Origin of the sequence: Vibrio sp. 10N.286.51.B11 (genome assembly GCF_041469245.1) — a bacterium.
GTDB lineage: Bacteria > Pseudomonadota > Gammaproteobacteria > Enterobacterales > Vibrionaceae > Vibrio > Vibrio crassostreae_C.
The window spans coordinates 117,606-136,408 of record NZ_JBFRKI010000002.1 but is presented as its reverse complement, the minus strand read 5'-3'; the positions used below and the strand labels follow the sequence as shown (position 1 = coordinate 136,408).

Below are 18,803 nucleotides of genomic sequence, written 5' to 3'. Positions count from 1 at the left end.
CTAATCTTGCCACAATATACTGCCAGATTAGCATAAGTGCTGAGTTTGGATGAGGAATATAAGCTTATGAAATACCGAAAGCTTAAGGTCCGTTTATCTTTTGAACTATTGCCCTTTACAATCTGCCCGCTACCGCACTTAAAACACGGTGAGGTTTGTAGTTCATGTAGTAACGAATCGCGACATAACCGACGACGAAGGTTGCCACAATCAGTTCTAGGTACGCTAGATTGAACACTTGGCTGATGTAGTGCGCTTCAACACCTTGTGCTTGCATCCACGCAGCCAGTTTGAACAAGGCTGTTGCACCAATCACGATTGGGAAAGTAAACGCTGCATAACCAGGGCTAAATGGCAGACGAAGTAGTTTGAAAAACGCCATATAGATAATGAACGTCATCAACACTGCAATACCAAATAGTAAACCAATGATCACAGGTGAAGGGTTAGCAGTAACGGTTAAGTAACCCGCCAAAGATAGGCTTGCCGGTGCTGCCATAATCGCAATCGTTGGTTTTGCAGCATCTGGCACTTCGTGAGAGAAGATCAAACGGTAAACCATGATTGGTAGCATTACTGCGTAAACCAATAAGCCGAATACCAAAGTCGCGTTAGCTACTGGCTCTAAAACTGGATTACCTGAGAAAGAGACGTCAGCGACGATAATACCGATCGGTGGCACAAACCAGCTTGGCACCATGTGGTGAATCTCAAAGTTTTTAGCTCTGTGGTACAAAAAGCTCATTAGAAACACAACATGCAAAGCCACAGAAGCCAACCACATAGCTTCTTGTAAGAATTGAGAGATTGGCGCCAAAGACGCTGACACCACCATGCACCCCATTGCAAATGTTGGTACCACACTGCCGACAACAGGGTGAGCAAGATCTTCACGCAATAGGTGACCATGAATCAAAAATTTCACAGCTAAAACAAGAAGTAATACCGCCGCAATGCCAGCACTGATCCACTGCACCAAACCCGGTGTGTGTAAGATACCTTGTGCGACTAGAACACCATCCCAACACCAGCCTAAGCTTGCAATTGCGAGTGCTAACCCTGCCATGGGTGTTGGAGCTCCTGTTAATCTATATTTAATACGTTGAATCATGTCAGCCTCTCTTAAACCTAATTCACTAAACTTGTGAACTCATCAGCTTGTTGAAGCCATAATACGCTTGCGCTTCGTTAAACAATATCCAATTATATATAACAAGTGTTCATCAATACTGAACAGAATCCATTTTCACCAGCAGAGTAAAACTAGGAATCTGATGGCTAATATTTCAATAAAACAGCTCAAAGTGTTCGTCACTATTACTCAGCACTCGACATTGACTGCTGCCTCTGAGGCTCTGTTTCTGTCTAAAGCTGCGGTCAGCATGGCACTAGGCGAAATGGAGAAACAACTCGGCCACTCTCTATTTGACCGGGTCAACAACCGATTAATTCTCAACCAAGAGGGACATAAGTTACTTCCATTGGCGGATGAAATATTACATCGTGCTGCTGGTATTGATGTTTTGTTCCGTGATGATCAGCCTTTAAGTGGCAATCTAAAGGTCGGCGCGAGTGACACGATTGGTAATCAGGTCGCACCGTTTATTTTGTCAGGCTTTCGCGAACGAACTCAACATCAGGATCAAAGCTTGTTCATTTCAAACAGTGCACTGATCTGCCAAAAGTTGGTGGATTATGAACTGGATATCGCGCTAATTGAAGGAAAAACATTACACCCTGAACTCATTTCGAGTCAGTTTAGCAGCGATGAAATGTGCATTATTGTTAGTAATCAACATCCTCTCGTTGCCAAAGAAAAAGTGATTTTAAGCGATTTAGAAGACAGCCATTGGATTTTACGTGAATCAGGCTCAGGGACTCGCGAGTTTTTCCTTCGTGCCGTCGCACCGCGCATCGAACATTGGTATGAATCTTTTGAACTCAACACCACAGAAGCAATCATCAACTCTGTTTCTGCCGGTCTTGGCTTTGCCTGTTTGTCTCGTTTAGCTGCTCAGCGAGCGATCGATTCAGGCCGAGTAAAAGCGCTTAATGTGCCACTTGATATGAAACGCCGATTCTGGATGCTGGTCCATAAAGACAAATATCAAAGCCCACTGCTGAAATCTTTCATGAGTTATTGTGAAGACTGGGCGGCACATCAAGATTGAGGCCGCATAGTACGGGCTCCAACTGGACTTTTAACATCAGAAACTGTATAAAAAGCCAGTAAAATTTATCAAACTTAGAGGATTAACCATGGCTGTTATCGTCAAGTACGTGGTGGAACGCAACGGAGAAGAGAAAATGACTTTTACCTCTAAAGCCGAAGCTGACGCATACGACAAAATGCTGGATATGGCTGATGAGCTTTTTGAACTGTTAGGCAAAAGCGATTTAGTTGAAGATGAAGGCAAGCAAGAAGAACTTGCAATGTACCTAGCGAAGAACAAAGAAGAAGTTCTTTACGCATTAGGTGCTAAGCGTAAGCCAGCTCCGAAAAAAGCTAAGAAGCTTGAAGCTGTTGAAGACGCAGAAGAAGATGCAGCTTAACTAGCTGATACCTTTCTAAAAAACGTCAATGACGCCTCTAATCAGAGTTCGTTATTGGCGTTTTTTTATACTTATCGAAATATAATGAAGCTTGTTTATAGTCGAAATCGCTCTAAACATTCGCTTGCATGAAAGTGTGAGGAAGATCTAATCTATAGCCATCAGGTGATGGGGTTCCACCTAAGCTTTTGCTTCAACCGCCCGTTCTTTCCGAACAGTGCTAATGACTCCTACAGAATCGAAAACAGGTAATACTGTTGGACGTATCGCTATTCCTCCATTTTGAAATGGACTTAGTCTATTAAGACCAAGTTCCATGACACCTTTGGATTATCGATACTCAAGATCTGTAGTGAATTAGCCGCACCTCTTCCAACACGTCCTGTTTTCTCAACGCCCTAGGCCTTAAATGGCTCTATAAGTGAGAAAACATTATGCACTACTCTTCAGAAATTCAATCAATGTGCCCTATTCAAAGGGGTGATCTTCACAATTCAGCTCCAATTCCAGTTGAAGGCGCAATGGTTAGCCCAAAAGATGTCATCGCTATTTCTGGCTTAAGCCACGGTGTTGGCACTTGTGCACCACAACAAGGTGCTGCAAAACTGACTCTTAACGTAAAAAACGGCATCATCGAAGAAGCATTAATCGAAACGATTGGTTGTTCAGGTATGACTCAATCTGCCGCGATGGCTGCGGAAATCCTCACCGGAAAAACCATTCTAGAAGCGCTGAATACTGACTTGGTATGTGACGCGATTAACGTCGCGATGCGCGAAATCTTCCTGCAGTTTGTTTACGGTCGAACCCAGTCTGCTTTCTCTGAAGGTGGCCTAGAGATCGGCGCAGCACTAGAAGACTTAGGTCAAACACAGCGTAGCCAAGTCGGCACCAGTTATTCAACCTCAGCGAAAGGCGTTCGTTACCTAGAACTTGCAGAAGGTTACGTAACTAAGCTTGCACTTGATGATCACAGCGAAGTGATTGGCTATGAATATCTCAACCTCGGCAAAATGATGAAGGCGATTAACCAAGGCGTACCAGCGAACGAAGCTGCTGACCTTGCGACAGGGACTTATGGTCGCTTCGACGAAGCCGTGACCACCATTAACCCACGTCAACAATAATTTTTGCCAATAAAAGAGGAAAGATATGATGAACACTCAATTTAATGAATCAGTAACTCGCGTATTGGCAGAAATGAACTTCGACTCTTTAGAGCAAGCAAACCAATACTGTTTATCACACAATGTCGATCCAAAAGCATTAGTGATGGACACTCAACCTATCGCATTTGAAAGCGCAGCTGACGCTTACACTCTTGGTGCAGCATTGGCTCTGTTCCGTAAAGCGAACAACGCAGAACAAGCAGCGAATATCATTGGTGAAGGCCTTCAAGCATTCACAAAACCCGGCAGTGTTGCGGAGCAACGCCAAGTCGGTATCGGCCATGGCGCACTGGCTGCTCGCCTTCTCAATGAAGAGAGCCACTGCTTTGCTTTCCTTGCAGGCCATGAGTCTTTTGCTGCTGCAGAAGGTGCGATCAAGATTGCACTGAACGTCAACAAATCACGCAAAACACCATTGAAAGTTATCTTGAACGGTCTAGGTAAAGATGCCGCTTACCTAATCTCTCGCATCAATGGCTTTACTTATGTTCGCACTCAATTTGATTACCAAACGGGTGAGCTAGTTGAAACAGAACGTCGCCGCTTCTCACAAGGCCCTCGTGGCGAGATCTTGTGTTACGGCGCTGATGATGTACGTGAAGGTGTAGCGATCATGCACAGAGAAGAAGTGGATGTGAGTATCACGGGTAACTCAACCAACCCAACACGCTTCCAACACCCTGTTGCTGGTATCTACAAAGCAGAACGCACTCGCCAAGGTTTGCCATACTTCTCAGTTGCTTCAGGTGGCGGTACAGGTCGAACATTGCACCCAGATAACGTAGCAGCAGGCCCAGCGTCTTACGGCATGACCGATACCATGGGCAGAATGCACGCTGATGCTCAGTTCGCAGGTAGCTCTTCAGTTCCTGCTCACGTGGCGATGATGGGCTTCATCGGCATGGGCAACAACCCAATGGTCGGATCGACGGTTGCATTGGCTGTGGCAGTGAGTGAATCTCAACACGCATAACGACAAAGTGAGTCCCACAATCTGCCTGTTATGTAGAGTCTGTTAGTTGAGAATCAAGCAATAACGGACGACTAAAACTCTACACCTATCACTAAAACCAAACAGCCAGCCTTATGCTGGCTGTTTTTTATTCACACTTGCTCTACTATCTATTTCTAATAATTATTTGTATCTAAGATTAAATACATTCTGCTGTCGTATTTAACTACATATTTTCAAAGGAATAATATGAAAGAGCTCATCATTCATACCATTACCGTGTTCATGGGCTTTTTTGCCATCATGAACCCTATCGCCAACACACCGATCTTTCTTTGATTAACAGGTGATAATGATAGGGAAACGGTCAAGTCTATCGCTTTCCGCTCAGTGTTCATCGCCTTCATCATCGTCAGCACCTTTGCTGTCTCGGGTAAACTCATCTTCGACCTCTTTGGTATCACGCTTTACGCGCTTCGTATCACCGGCGGGATCCTCGTGTTCTTGATTGGCTTTCATATGCTGCAAGGTGACTCAACACACTCTAAAGCAAAAGAGAAGGTCAACTCAGACGCTCAACAAGATGCGGCGCTCAGTATCGCCGTCTCGCCACTGGCAATGCCAATATTAGCCGGACCGGGCACCATTGCCACCGCGATGAACTTTGCCAGCACCGAAGGCATCTACGAAACCATCATCACCATCGTCGCCTTTGGCCTACTATGCGCCTTAACCTACGTATTGTTTGTATTTGGCGAGCGCTTCGTTAAAGCCGTTGGACCAAGTGCATTGAATGTAATTACCCGAATGATGGGTTTGATACTCGCCGTTATTGGTATGCAGATGCTGATTGAAGGTATTGAACAAGCTCATAAGGCGCTGTTTGTTTAAGCTCAGAACAACAAATTTCTGATACAAAAATAGCCAGCGATTCGCTGGCTATTTTCTTTGGCGCTTTTGTTTACGAATTATAAATTAGTTCGCAGGGCAGCCTTTTACTTCTAAACCTTTACTCATGTAGATTAGATCACCATCCGCTGGTGCGTAATTCGCTGCAGTGACATCAGGGTTCTTAACAAAGAATTCGCGCAGTACCGAGGCATCCGTTAACTGTGTCGATTCAACGTCAATTACTGGGTAGTCATCACCACCAGCCGCACTGAAACTGATCACGGAGAACGTGTAAGTGTCTGCTAAATCAAAACCTTTGCCATTGATGTCTCGAATGGTCACATCACTCAAATCGCAGTCAACCGTTAAGCTGATATTGTCGAGTTGGGCATAAGCGCCGGATCCTGCAGTCTTCGTCGCAACAACGTCCAAATACGCTTTTACTTCAGCACCTGTCATCGTTGCTTTAGTCACGAAGTTCCCGAAAGGTTGAACCGTCAGTACATCACGATAAGCAATGTCTCCTGCCGCAATTGAGTCACGGACACCACCAGAGTTCATTACACCAAAGTCAGCATTCACCAATTCATAAGTGCGGTATGCTTCTCCTAACAAGTGACCAAGATTAGTTTGTTCTGAACGAACAACATCACGATCACCTTCCAGTTTTGCATCTGTCTTTGAGATGATGACATCGAGGAGATCTTGCCCTTGTTGTTGATATGGGTAGAGAGTAGCTTTTACAGCTGCATCAGGCTTTATTTCAGATTGAATAAACTGATAATCACCATTTTCATCCTTCTCTTTTAGGTTCACAGGAACCAGATCGTACTTCGCTAAATGCAGTTTGCCGTCATAAAACTCAAAGTCAGCTCTGCCTACATACTTACCCCACTCGTGAGCTTGCATGATGTAGGTACCATTTTGCTGATCAGGTTTGCAGTCATCCCCTGGGTTGAAGTCGGCGTATTCATTGCCTTCCATACAAACAGGGTTTTGAGAGTGTCCACCAATAATTGCATCTAGCTGACCTTCTTCTAGAGAGCGAGCAAGCAATACATCGCCAGGCGCTTCACTACCATGCTGACCATCTGCGTAATGCCCCATATGCGTGGTAGCAAAAATCAGGTCAACCGTTTCATTGGCCTCTATTTCTTTTATGGCTTTTTTGATTTCAACTTGTGGGTCGGCAAAGTGAATTGTCGCGACGTTGTCAGGATTAACTAATTTAGCCGTATCTTTGGTTGTCAGGCCAATAACAGCAATCTTTAAACCATTAATGGTGAATACTTTATATGGAGAGAAAAGGCGTTCATCAGTAACTGTGTCTCCATCTTTGATATAAATATTCGCCGCAAGCATCGGGAAGTCAGCTAGCTCAGATTGCATCTCAAGCACATCCAAGGTGTTGTCGAATTCATGGTTACCTAATGCCATCGCATCGTAACCAAGAAGGTTCATGCCAACAAAATCTGGTATCGCATCCTGCATATCAGACTCTGGAACACCAGTATTAATGTCACCACCGGACAGTAGGATCGTCTCACCACCGTTTTGAGTCACTTCCGCACGAATACTATCAATCAACGTCTTACGAGCCGCCATTCCATACTCACCCTTACTATTTTCCCAGAAGCGACCATGGTTATCGTTGGTATGTAAAACAGTAAACTTGGTACAAGAAGCGGCAGTGTCACATGTCACTGCGATATCGTCACTGTCCGAGCCACAACCAACCATCGCTACGCCGATAGATAACACCAGTAAAGACTTAGTAAAATTCATAGAAGATCCTTTATTAATCGTTTTAATGTCGTTATGGCAGGCAATATACTGACATCTTGCAGGGTTTTAGTGATCGTTCTCTTAATTACATGTCTGGAAAGTTGAGTATTTACCCTAACTGTAGGCACAAGCGATTAATCAACAGAAGTCGAATAATTCTGATAATAAACATGAATTTATAAAGAAAGTGTGACTCACTCTATTGATACGGCTAACAAGAGGATGGACTAAAGATAAGTGTCAGGCATGGAAATGAAATGGCACCGCGCTACTTAAGTAAGAACGCCCATATTTAAGAGCGAGGTATAATATCCGGATAATGAAAACTATCTCTCAAAAGACAAGCAATATCATTTTACAGACTTTATCCCGATACGCCCTTTCATAACGAGGGCGCTCTCTTTATGATGAACGCAATTAAATTAACTTTGCTAACGGCAGCGCTTGTTATTCGAGTCGTTGTTTTGGAATAGCAAAATCAAGACTCAACACATGGAGATTCAACATGGCTTACTTTTCACTAGCCTTCGGTACGGCAACCAAAAACCGCGACAATAAAATCATTGAAGCGTTCTTCCCTAACCCACTTCTAAACCCAAGCGACGCTCTTGTAGCGGCTGTGGCAGAAGTATCAGGTTACTCTGAAGGCAACCAAGCTATCGAAATCTCTGCTGCACAAAGCGCAGAACTGGCGAAGGCATTCGCAGCAAACGATGATGCAGCTAACGCATCTTTAGCAGAAAAAGCGGCAGCGTCTGAACAGCCACTTGTTCTTGTTGTTCTTGCTACTGACGAGAAGCCAGCATCAGTTGCTGAAGGCTTCCTAAAGCTACAACTTATCTCTAACCGCCTAGTACAACCACACGGTACGGTACTGGACGGCATCTTCGGTCTACTGCACAACATCGCATGGACAAACGAAGGCCCTATCGACCTACCTGAGCTGGCTGAGCGTCAAATCGAAGCTCGCCTTGCAGGTCGTGCTCTGTCTGTAGATTGCGTAGACAAGTTCCCTAAAATGGTGGACTACGTAGTACCAACAGGTATTCGTATTGCTGACACTTCTCGTGTTCGTCTTGGCGCACACGTAGGCGAAGGCACAACAGTAATGCACGAAGGTTTCATCAACTTCAATGCTGGTACAACTGGCGTGAGCATGGTTGAAGGTCGTATCTCTGCGGGTGTTGTTGTAGGTAACGGTTCAGACATCGGCGGCGGCGCTTCTATCATGGGTACTCTGTCTGGTGGCGGTACGATGGTTATCTCTATCGGCGAAAACTGCCTACTAGGCGCAAACGCTGGTCTTGGCTTCCCTATGGGCGACCGTTGTACGGTTGAGTCTGGTCTTTACGTGACTGCGGGTACTAAGGTTCGCATGTTAGATAAAGAAGGCAACGAAGTAGAGATCATTAAAGCTCGCGATCTAGCTGGCGTTTCTGATCTTCTGTTCCGTCGTAACTCAATCACTGGCCAAATTGAATGTCTTGCGAACAAGTCTGCTGTTGAGCTAAACAGCGAGCTGCACAGCAACAACTAATCTAAGCGCTAGATGCTAGATGCTAGATGCTAGATGCTAGATGCTAGAAAATAATAAGCCGCTGGGGTTCAATCCAGCGGCTTTTTTGTATGTTCTGGTAATCATTATTGCCCCATTACCAGTCAGAGTTAACAGAATGTTAACATGTATTTGCCCTACTAAAAGTAATCCCTTGTCTGTTGGATATTTGCAAGGCAAACTGCTGGGCAAAAGTTCGAAAACACTCTGAATGTCTAAAAATCGCCATATTTTTCGAAACTAGGGATTTTATATCATTGGCTTTTCGGTTTCGGTGGCTGAAAGTTTGGGATAATTTGAAAACCATTTGGACATAGCTATGCCTGTACTCTTACCAGAGTACTAGCGGCAGAAGTTTCATAATTTCTGTTGCGCTGCGCTTACAAACCGATAAGAACATAAATCGATATCTACTTAGCCATCTTTACATACCTTTACATCACATGACGTTATCTTACTTACATTAGTATATTCTTAAGTAGTGAAACAAAGAGAAGGAAAACGTCATGAAAATCAAAAGCATGATAATCGCGTTACTCGGTATCGTTATTGCCTTCGGAGCAATGGCTGGTGGAATGAATAAAGGCATGAATAACAATATGTCACGCCCAGTATTTTCACAGTTTGATCTCGATGGTGATGGCAAGATAACCGAAGCCGAGTTCAATCAAGCACGCTCAGAACGTATTGCCCAGCGAGCAGAAGAGGGACGTACGTTGAAAAATATCAATCAAAGCCACAGTTTTGCTTCGTTAGATAGCAACGCGAATCGCGCTATCTCTCAACAAGAGTTTAATGCTCATCAAGGCATGGTGAACCCCAAAAATACCATGGGCAAAGGCAAAAACAATCAGTAGCTCAATTCAATCAGGCCTCCATTTGTGAGGCCTGACTTATTTTGAGATCAAGGAAGCAAATCCGCTTATGTTGGTGTGCTACCTTTTGCTTAAGGAAAAGCTAATATATAGTAAGGGAATCGCTATGACTAGGTATAGCTGGTTACAAAGGGCTCTGTTTGTTCCTCCTGTTTTGTTGGGCATCGCGTTATTGGTGATCGCACCAGGGATGAAGGCTGAACCGCCTAATGCGAGTAATACGGCTGCTAAAAAGGTGGTTCGGGTGTTGAAAGTCGAGCCGCGAAATATCCAACCTTCTGCCATCGGATATGGACATACCGAGTCTGTTCAAGACTGGCAGGCACAGTCTGAACTTGACGGCGCGGTTGTGTGGGTTTCTGAGCAATACAAAACGGGCGCTATTATCCGCAAAGACAGCGAACTCCTTAGAATTGACCCCACCGCTTATCAACTTACTATTGCCCGTTTGCAAGCTGAGCTTGAAGTGCTAATGCTAACGAATCAGACCATTATCGATTCGCTCAAGATTGCAGAGAAAGAGTTTGAGGTACAACAGTCAGAATATGCCCGCTCAATCAAATTGAGTGAAACCGGGCATATCTCCAAAACAGAGAAAGACCGCGCGACCAAAGACTTGCTCAGCAGCCAGCAACAGCTCCAGACACAGAAAAACCAACTGGCAATTAATCAAGCGCAGCAAAAGGTTTTGCAAACGGAACTAGCACTTGCAAACCGAGATCTCGAACAAACCGTAATTAAAGCCCCATTTGATATTCGCATTGTCGAAACCTTGGTTGGACTCGCCGAGTATGTCAACAAGGGGGAATTGCTGCTCAAAGCGGATGACATCGATGCCGTTGAGGTTCGCGCGCAGTTTCCGCTTGGTAAAATGCGTCCGCTAAGAAATTCCAATCGCTTTGACTCGCTTGACGAAGATGTTCATAGCAACTTGAGCGCGACAGTCGAGCTCCAAGCAGGCGATAAAGTAATTACTTGGCCTGCCGAGATCAGCCGATCCGGCGGTGAAATCGATGCTCAGACTCAAAGCCAAAGCCTGGTTGCACAAGTAAATCAGCCCTATCAGCAAGCCATTCCCGGGGAGAAGCCACCACTTATTCGTGGGACTTTCGTTAAAGTCACGATTAAAGCACCAATGATGGAGCAACAAGTCTTGCTACCGATAAACGCCATCCATGATGGTAAAGTTTACACTGTCTCTGAAGGTAAACTGAAAAGCAAACCTGTCAGGATAGATTTCGTCCAAGGGCAGGTTGCGGTGATCAAATCTGGCGTGGAATTCGGTGATGTGGTTGTGCTAAGTAAACTTTCACCCGCCGTTGAGGGGATGGCTTTACAACCGCAACCGGATGAGAAAATCGGCCTTTGGTTGGATACGCAGAGCGGATTTAAAGCCCTAAACGCGATTCAGAAAGAGGGCAAATTATGATCGCTTTTTTTGCTCGGCACACCACTGGCGCCAATGTCCTGATGATGGCGGTACTGCTGTTAGGGGCTTTTGCCTTGCCCAAACTGCAGAAAGACACTTTTCCGTTGACGCCGACCAAAAATATTGAGGTTCGGATCGTTTATCCGGGCGCGTCACCTTTTGAGATGATGGAAGAAGTGTGTTACCCGTTGGAAGATTCTCTCGATAAGCTGAGTGGAATTAAAGAGTTAAGCTGTGATGCCCGAGAGAGTTTGGTCATCGCCAATGTGGAAATCGGCGATGATGAAGACATTGACACTTTAACCAGCGATATTCAACAGCAGGTTAACGCCATCAGTGATTTTCCGGATCGAGTTGAGCAGATCACGGTGTCGAAACTGGACCGAGTGGCAACGGTGGCCAGTGTCGCGATTACCGGCAATATGTCAGATAGGGACTTATATCTCTATGCCCAACAAATTAAGCACAAGTTAAAAGAGAGCTCATTGATCGCTCAGGTGACCGTGAGCGGTTTTGCGGATCAAGAAATAGAAATTCGCGTATCGCAGTGGAAGTTGCAGCAGTACGGCCTGAGTGTGTCCGACTTGTCCAATCTAGTACAACAGCAAAGTATCAGCACTCCTGCTGGCGTATTTAGTAATGACTTGGAAGAGATCAGCGTCCGCTTCGACCACTTAGGCAGCAACGTCAGAGACTTCGAAAATATCGTGATTAAATCCAGTGAGACGGGGACTCAGGTTCGCCTCGGTGATGTTGCCGTTATTCAGCAGAAGTTCACTAGCGATGAAAATCAAATCCTGTTCAATGGTCAGCGTGCCGCTTTGCTTCAGGTGTCCAAAACGCAATTTCAAGATACCTTAACGGTCAAAGATGCGATCGTCAGCATCGTTGAAAAAGAACAGGCGAGAGCCCCTGAAGGCGTCGCTTTAACCATCACCCAAGATTCCAGCACCAATATTATTGAGCGTCTGAGAATCCTCACCAGCAATGGCGCACAGGGATTAGCACTGGCATTTTTGATGTTGTGGGCGTTTTTTAATATTCGCTTTAGCTTTTGGGTCACCATGGGGCTGCCGGTTTCATTCCTTGGCGCCATTTTTGCGATACAACTTCTCGGTTATACCCTGAATATGATGACGCTGGTCGGGCTGATTGTCGCGATTGGTCTGCTAATGGACGACTCGTTGATCATTGCAGAAAACATCGCTGCCAAGAGGCAACAAGGGCTACCCGCGTTTGACGCTGCAGTTGAAGGTACCAAACAAGTCTTCCCAGGTGTGATTGCATCGTTTGCTACCACCATCATGGTGATAGGGCCGCTGATGTTTCTCACAGGCAAGATGGGCGAAGTACTACGCTATATTCCCATCGTGTTATTGATTACCTTGCTTGTTAGTCTGATAGAAGCTTTCTTGATCTTGCCGTCTCATTTGGCACATAGCCATACTGAATCTCGCTCTAATCCTATACGGGACAAGTTCATTGCCGGTTTTGAAAACATCAGAGACAGATTCTTTGTGCCAGTGAGTGTCAAGGCGATGAATGCACCTTATCTTTCAGTAGGGATATTGGTGATGGTGGTGATGATTTCAACCGCTTCCATTTCGTCAGGTTGGCTGAAATTCAAAGCCATGCCTGCCTTGGAAAGTGATGTGCTGCAGGCGCGTATCTTGCTCCCTCAAGGCAGTTTACTGAGCCAGACAGAGGCGGTGGTGGAGAAGGTTTCAAACGCGCTTGATGAACTCAACCAAGAATACGCAGAGAAATACCCAAGCTCAAAACCTTTGGTCGCGAGCACCACGATCATGTTCAACTCAAATGCTGATGCTAATGAGTCGGGGCCGCATATGGCAACCGTCAGTGCCGATCTATTGCCAGCGCAATTTAGGCAGCAGAGCATTAAAGATCTGATCCAAGATTGGAAACAAAAAGTAGGCCCTAAGGCGGATGTGGTTTCACTCAAGTTTACCGATAAAGAACGGGGCATTGCTGGCAATGGCATTGATATTCGGGTTCAGGGTGAGTCGTTACAAGAGCTCAATCAAGTCAGCCGCTCGCTGATGAAATGGTTGAAGGGATTTGACGGTGTCTATAACCTCTCCACCGATCTGCGTGAGGGCAGAACCGAATTTCACGTTAACCTTAAAGATGAAGCTGGCGTGATGGGAGTTAATGCTTCCAACATTGCTCAAACGCTGCGCAGCGCGGTAAAAGGCAGTACTGATCTGACGGTTTTCCAACAAGGCGAGCTGGTGGATATTAGTGTGAGACTGGATGAGTTTACGCACCAAGCTAGCCTGTATGAGTTGAATAACTTGATGGTGACGGCAGGCAATGGAACCCTAGTTCCATTATCAAGTGTTGCGACGTTTGACAGAAAACAAGCCTTCTCGCGAATTCACCGCATTAATGGGATGAACACTGTGGTTGTGCAAGGCAATATCGATACGCGGGTTGCCAATGCGCGTGAAATCATGCTGCAGTTCAATAGCGAATTTGTCTCGCAAACTCAACACAAATTCCCAGACATCACCTTCACCTCGCAAGGTCAGGATAAAGAAAGCTCAGATACGGGCTCCTCGCTGGCGACCTTCTTTGCTCTTGGCGTGGTGGGGATTTATCTTATTTTAGTGTTCCTGTTACAAAGCTACACTCAACCGATTGCTGTGCTGCTGGCAATCCCTATGGGCTGGATTGGTGTGGTATGGGGGCACTTGGGCATGGGGTTCGATTTGACTATTCCAAGCTTGGTTGGCTTTGCTACCTTAGCGGGTATCGTCGTTAACGATAACATTCTGTTGGTCAATTTTATTAAGAAGAATATCGCCCAAGGCGAGCGCTTGATAGACGCTTGTCGAGAGGCGGTACGTGACCGATTTAGAGCGATATTTATCACCTCGTTAACCACATTTGCAGGATTGCTTCCACTGTTAACCGAAACCAGTACGCAAGCGCAATTTCTGATCCCGTTAATTGCCAGTATTGCGTTTGGCTTAGTCTCGGCTACGTTACTAGCGTCAATTGTTGTGCCTTGCGTGCTGCTTATTTTGGACGATTTAAAGCTGACCAAATGGGCAGAAGGTGCTCAATCTTCCCTTTGAGGCCCTTGGGAGTGCATGCTGAACCATGTCATTTAGCCCGGCATGAAAATGGTAGTTTGCGTAGAATTTATTTGGCGATTAAACCCTATCACTGACTGCTGTTTTTTTGCGTACAAAAAACAATAGGGTCAGGTCTTGTCTTTTGCTCTTTGGTGGCAGTTTTTCTATCAGGTTTAGTTATTTGTCATACCTGAAGTTATTAGTCATTTGCTAATGTTTGATTTTCCAAAACTCATTTCTGTCCAAAAGTTTGTTATACACACATCCACTATACGGTGATCCCTACACCACACTCACCACCAAAAAAAGCGCAGACCTTTCGATCTGCGCTTGTGGTTATTGTCCCGATAACACTGTTTAAATCGTTTTCAATTAACCCACGTTCTTACGTGCGTTTTGGAACATACGCATCCAAGCGCCATTCTCGCCCCAACCTTCCGGAGACCAAGAGTTTGCAACCGTACGGAATACACGCTCTGGGTGAGGCATCATAATTGTCACGCGGCCGTCAGTCGTTGTTAAACCTGTGATAGCGTTTGGCGAACCATTCGGGTTATTCGGGTATTGCTGCGTTTGGTTACCGTTGTTATCAACGTAACGTAGAGCAACCGTACCTGAGTTTTCAATCGCGTTTAGGTGGTCGTTATCACGTACTTCTACGCGGCCTTCACCGTGAGAAACAGCGATTGGCATACGAGAACCTTCCATGCCGTTGAAGAATACAGAATCTGACTTCTGAACTTCTACTAGGCTGAAACGTGCTTCAAAGCGCTCAGATTCGTTGCGAACGAAACGTGGCCAGTACTCTGCACCAGGGATAAGTTCACGTAGGTTAGACAACATCTGACAACCGTTACACACACCTAGAGAGAAGGTATCTTCACGCTTGAAGAAGTTTTCAAACTGGTCACGAGTCGAGTCATTAAACAAAACCGACTTAGCCCAACCTTCACCAGCGCCTAGTACGTCACCGTAAGAGAAGCCACCACAAGCCACAAGGCCGTTGTACTCTTCTAGAACTGCTTGACCCGTAAGGATGTCGCTCATGTGAATATCAGTTGCTTCGAAGCCTGCACGGTCGAATGCTGCTGCCATTTCAACGTGAGAGTTAACACCCTGCTCACGTAGAATCGCCATCTTAGGCTTAGCACCTGTGTTGATGAACGGTGCTGCGATGTCTTCGTTTACGTCAAAGCTCAGTTTCACGTTCAGACCTGGGTCCGAGTTGTCTTTCTTCGCTTCATGTTCTTGGTCAGCACATACTGGGTTATCACGCAGACCTTGCATCTTGTGCGTTGTCTCAGCCCAGATTGTACGTAGTTCAGTACGGTTACGTTCAATCACTACAGACTCGCCAGACTTAATCACTAGTTCATCTGATGCTTCCCCTTCACCAACAACGCAGCCAATCACATGAGAACATGCTTCTAGACCGTTAGCTGCAAGAGTAGAAAGTACTGCGTCTAGGTCGTCGTTACGGACTTGGATTACTGCACCTAGCTCTTCGTTGAACAGTGCTGCTAGCGTGTCTTCACCTAACGCTTCAATGTTTGCATTAACACCACAGTGACCTGCGAATGCCATTTCTGCTAGCGTTACGAATAGACCACCATCGCCTTTATCGTGGTAAGCGACAACTTGGTCGTTCGCTACAAGTGCTTGAACGCCTTCGTAGAAACCTTTTAGTTGCGCTGCGTTGTCTACGTCTGCTGGCTTGTCACCAAGCTGCTTGTAAACCTGTGCAAGTGCTGTTGCACCCATACGGTTTTTGCCGTTACCTAGGTCGATAAGAACTAGGCTTGTATTACCTAGTCCTTCAAGGTTATCAGGGGTGCGAAGCTGAGGAGTAATCGTCTTACGAACATCTTCAACACGTGCAAACGCAGTGATAACAAGAGATAGCGGAGACGTTACTTCTTTCTGCTCGCCATTCTCTTCCCACTTAGTCTTCATCGACATTGAGTCTTTACCCACTGGGATAGTTAGACCCAGAGCTGGACATAGTTCTTCACCAACCGCTTTAACCGCTTCGTAAAGACCTGCATCTTCACCTGGGTGACCTGCTGGAGACATCCAGTTAGCCGACAGTTTAATGTGTTTGATATCGCCGATGTTGGTCGCTGCGATGTTAGTAATTGCTTCACCAACCGCTAGACGAGCCGATGCGCCGAAGTCTAGAAGTGCCACTGGCGTACGCTCACCAAGAGACATAGCCTCACCGTGGTAAGAGTCGTAGCTTGCCGCTGTTACTGCGCAGTTAGCAACAGGAACCTGCCATGGACCAACCATTTGGTCACGAGCTACAAGGCCTGTTACCGAGCGGTCACCGATGGTGATAAGGAATGTTTTCTCAGCGACTGTTGGCAAGCGAAGAACACGGTCAACCGCTTCGTTCATCTCGATGCCAGAACGGTCAATCGCAGGGTTGTTAGCTTTTAGCGTTTTCGCGTCACGGTGCATCTTAGGTGTTTTACCTAATAGGATGTCCATTGGCATGTCGATTGGCGTGTTGTCGAAGTGTGAATCTTCTAATTTCAGATCACGTTCTTCAGTTGCTTTACCAACCACTGCGTACGGTGCACGTTCACGCTTACAAATCGCGTCGAACGTTGCCATGTCTTTATCAGCAACCGCCATTACATAACGCTCTTGAGATTCGTTACACCAGATCTCAAGTGGGCTCATGCCCGGCTCATCGTTTGGCACGTCACGTAGATTAAAGATACCGCCACGCTCGCCATCGTCGACTAGCTCAGGAAGAGCATTAGAGATACCGCCCGCGCCCACATCGTGGATAAATGCGATTGGGTTCGCATCACCAAGCTGCCAACAACGGTCGATAACTTCCTGACAACGACGCTCCATCTCTGGGTTTTCACGTTGTACAGAAGCGAAATCAAGATCTTCAGAAGAAGAACCAGAATCCATTGAAGATGCCGCACCGCCGCCAAGGCCGATGTTCATCGCAGGACCACCTAGAACGATTAGGCTTGCACCTACCGGGATCTCTTTCTTCTGAACGTGCTCATCACGGATGTTGCCAAGACCACCAGCTAGCATGATTGGTTTGTGGTAACCACGCACTTCTTCACCTGCGTGAGAGTTTACTTTCTCTTCGTAAGTACGGAAGTAGCCAAGTAGGTTTGGACGACCAAATTCGTTGTTGAATGCCGCGCCACCAAGAGGACCTTCAAGCATGATATCCAGAGCAGTAACGATACGGCTTGGCTTACCAAAGTCAGTTTCCCAAGGTTGAACGAAGTTCGGGATCTTAAGGTTAGATACAGAGAAAGCAACAAGACCCGCTTTGGGCTTACCACCAATACCGGTTGCGCCTTCATCACGGATTTCACCGCCTGAACCTGTCGATGCGCCTGGCCACGGTGAGATTGCCGTTGGGTGGTTGTGCGTTTCAACTTTCATCAAGATGTGTGTTTTTTCTTGGTGGTAGTTGTACTGGCGAGTTTCTGGATCTGGGAAGAAACGACCAACTTCAGAACCAGTCATTACCGCTGCGTTATCTTTATAAGCAGACAGAACGTGCTCTGGTGTCGTTTCAAAGGTGTTCTTAATCATCTTGAACAATGATTTTTCTTGCTTAACGCCATCGATAGTCCAATCAGCGTTAAATATCTTGTGACGACAGTGCTCTGAGTTCGCTTGTGCAAACATCATTAGCTCGATGTCAGTCGGGTTACGACCTAGCTTCTCAGTGAAGCTTTCAAGAAGGTAATCAATCTCATCTTCTGCAAGTGCAAGACCTAGGGTAACGTTTGCTTTTTCAAGCGCTTTACGTCCACCAGTTAGTAGGTCAACTTCCGCATAAGGAGCAGGCTCAGCAACGGTAAATAGTGCCGCCGCTGATTCGAAGTCAGTGAAAACCACTTCCATCATACGGTCGTGCAGGATTGCTTTCAGCTCAACAAGTTGAAGTTCAGAAAGTTCAGCAGAGGTTTCAATGTAGAAAGCAGTACCGCGCTCTAGACGTGACACTTTAGCCAGTCCGCAGTTGTGTGCGATATCTGTTGATTTTGAAGACCAAGGCGAGATAGTGCCTGGGCGTGGCGTTGCAAGCAGCAGTAAACCTTCAGGTTCATGCTCTTCAATCGTTGGACCGTAAGTCAGTAGCTTTTCTAGCTTCTCAACTTCAGACTCATCTAGGTCTGCCGTTAGATCAGCAAAGTGGGCAAACTCAGCGTAAATACCTGTTACAGGTAAGCTTAATTCACGACAAAGCTCTAAAAGCTTGTTAACACGAAACTCAGATAGAGCTGGGGAGCCACGCAAAATTCTCATGTGCTTACGTCTCTTATGCAGTTGATTAAGGTAGTATTGGAATAAATTCAGTGGGTTAAAGGAAAAACCTAACTGTTTTCTTCGAAGCTATTCCCGAAGGTTTAAAAACCTATGCCGATCCCACCTCTTCAATGCGAGCGCATTATAAAGCATTTCTTTTTGTGACGTAACACCAAAAGCAACCGTTTGCGTGATTT

Annotated in this window: 11 protein-coding genes, 1 pseudogene and 1 riboswitch; of the genes and pseudogenes, 9 read left to right on the top strand and 3 right to left on the bottom strand. The window is 45.9% G+C overall.

The annotated features are described in order from the left end of the window. Nucleotides 1-115: 115 nt before the first annotated feature. Nucleotides 116-1,066, bottom strand: a complete 951-nt coding sequence (locus AB4154_RS00865) for a TDT family transporter (RefSeq protein WP_372122006.1) — start codon at nt 1,064-1,066, stop codon at nt 116-118. Between the two features lie 208 nt (nt 1,067-1,274). Between AB4154_RS00865 and AB4154_RS00860 the strand changes: the two genes are divergently transcribed. From AB4154_RS00860 to AB4154_RS00840, 5 genes and pseudogenes are all read left to right on the top strand, one after another. Then, nucleotides 1,275-2,171: a LysR family transcriptional regulator gene (locus AB4154_RS00860; protein WP_017059889.1), complete on the top strand. Its 897-nt coding sequence runs from the start codon at nt 1,275-1,277 to the stop codon at nt 2,169-2,171. A gap of 88 nt (nt 2,172-2,259) precedes the next feature. Then, complete coding sequence (locus AB4154_RS00855; RefSeq protein ID WP_008223840.1) at nt 2,260-2,553, top strand: YebG family protein; 294 nt, start codon at nt 2,260-2,262, stop codon at nt 2,551-2,553. Nucleotides 2,554-2,708: 155 nt separating this feature from the next. Next, nucleotides 2,709-2,793: riboswitch (Fluoride riboswitch) on the top strand. 194 nt (nt 2,794-2,987) lie between these two features. Next, nucleotides 2,988-3,680, top strand: a complete 693-nt coding sequence (locus AB4154_RS00850; RefSeq protein ID WP_017068533.1) for an iron-sulfur cluster assembly scaffold protein — start codon at nt 2,988-2,990, stop codon at nt 3,678-3,680. Nucleotides 3,681-3,705: 25 nt separating this feature from the next. Then, entirely contained in the window at nt 3,706-4,695 is a 990-nt protein-coding gene (locus tag AB4154_RS00845; protein WP_017067817.1) for a GGGtGRT protein, read from the top strand. Nucleotides 4,696-4,923: 228 nt separating this feature from the next. Then, a pseudogene (locus AB4154_RS00840) lies at nt 4,924-5,565 on the top strand (MarC family protein). Nucleotides 5,566-5,649: 84 nt separating this feature from the next. Here AB4154_RS00840 and ushA read toward each other — a convergent pair. Then, nucleotides 5,650-7,350 carry a bifunctional UDP-sugar hydrolase/5'-nucleotidase UshA gene (ushA, locus tag AB4154_RS00835; RefSeq protein WP_017064205.1) on the bottom strand — a complete coding sequence of 567 codons (1,701 nt, stop codon included), beginning with the start codon at nt 7,348-7,350 and terminating at the stop codon, nt 5,650-5,652. Nucleotides 7,351-7,855: 505 nt separating this feature from the next. On the opposite strand from ushA, the gene dapD reads away from it, so the two are divergent. The 4 genes from dapD (at nt 7,856) to AB4154_RS00815 (ending at nt 14,310) form a co-directional block, all read left to right on the top strand. Next, nucleotides 7,856-8,887, top strand: coding sequence for a 2,3,4,5-tetrahydropyridine-2,6-dicarboxylate N-succinyltransferase (gene dapD / locus AB4154_RS00830; RefSeq protein ID WP_371725094.1), 1,032 nt, complete (start codon nt 7,856-7,858; stop codon nt 8,885-8,887). A 524-nt stretch (nt 8,888-9,411) separates the two neighbouring features. Further along, the gene (locus AB4154_RS00825; RefSeq protein ID WP_372121986.1) at nt 9,412-9,762 is read left to right on the top strand and encodes an EF-hand domain-containing protein; all 351 of its coding nucleotides are present in this window, start codon (nt 9,412-9,414) and stop codon (nt 9,760-9,762) included. A gap of 124 nt (nt 9,763-9,886) precedes the next feature. Beyond that, nucleotides 9,887-11,209 (top strand): efflux RND transporter periplasmic adaptor subunit, encoded by a 1,323-nt coding sequence (locus AB4154_RS00820; protein WP_032545691.1) that lies wholly within the window; start codon nt 9,887-9,889, stop codon nt 11,207-11,209. Then, complete coding sequence (locus AB4154_RS00815; protein WP_372121985.1) at nt 11,206-14,310, top strand: efflux RND transporter permease subunit; 3,105 nt, start codon at nt 11,206-11,208, stop codon at nt 14,308-14,310. Before AB4154_RS00820 ends, AB4154_RS00815 begins: the two co-directional genes overlap by 4 nt. Nucleotides 14,311-14,682: 372 nt before the next feature. Here the strand turns inward: AB4154_RS00815 and purL are convergent, their stop codons facing one another. Next, nucleotides 14,683-18,606: a phosphoribosylformylglycinamidine synthase gene (gene purL, locus AB4154_RS00810; RefSeq protein ID WP_372121983.1), complete on the bottom strand. Its 3,924-nt coding sequence runs from the start codon at nt 18,604-18,606 to the stop codon at nt 14,683-14,685. Nucleotides 18,607-18,803 lie beyond the last annotated feature (197 nt).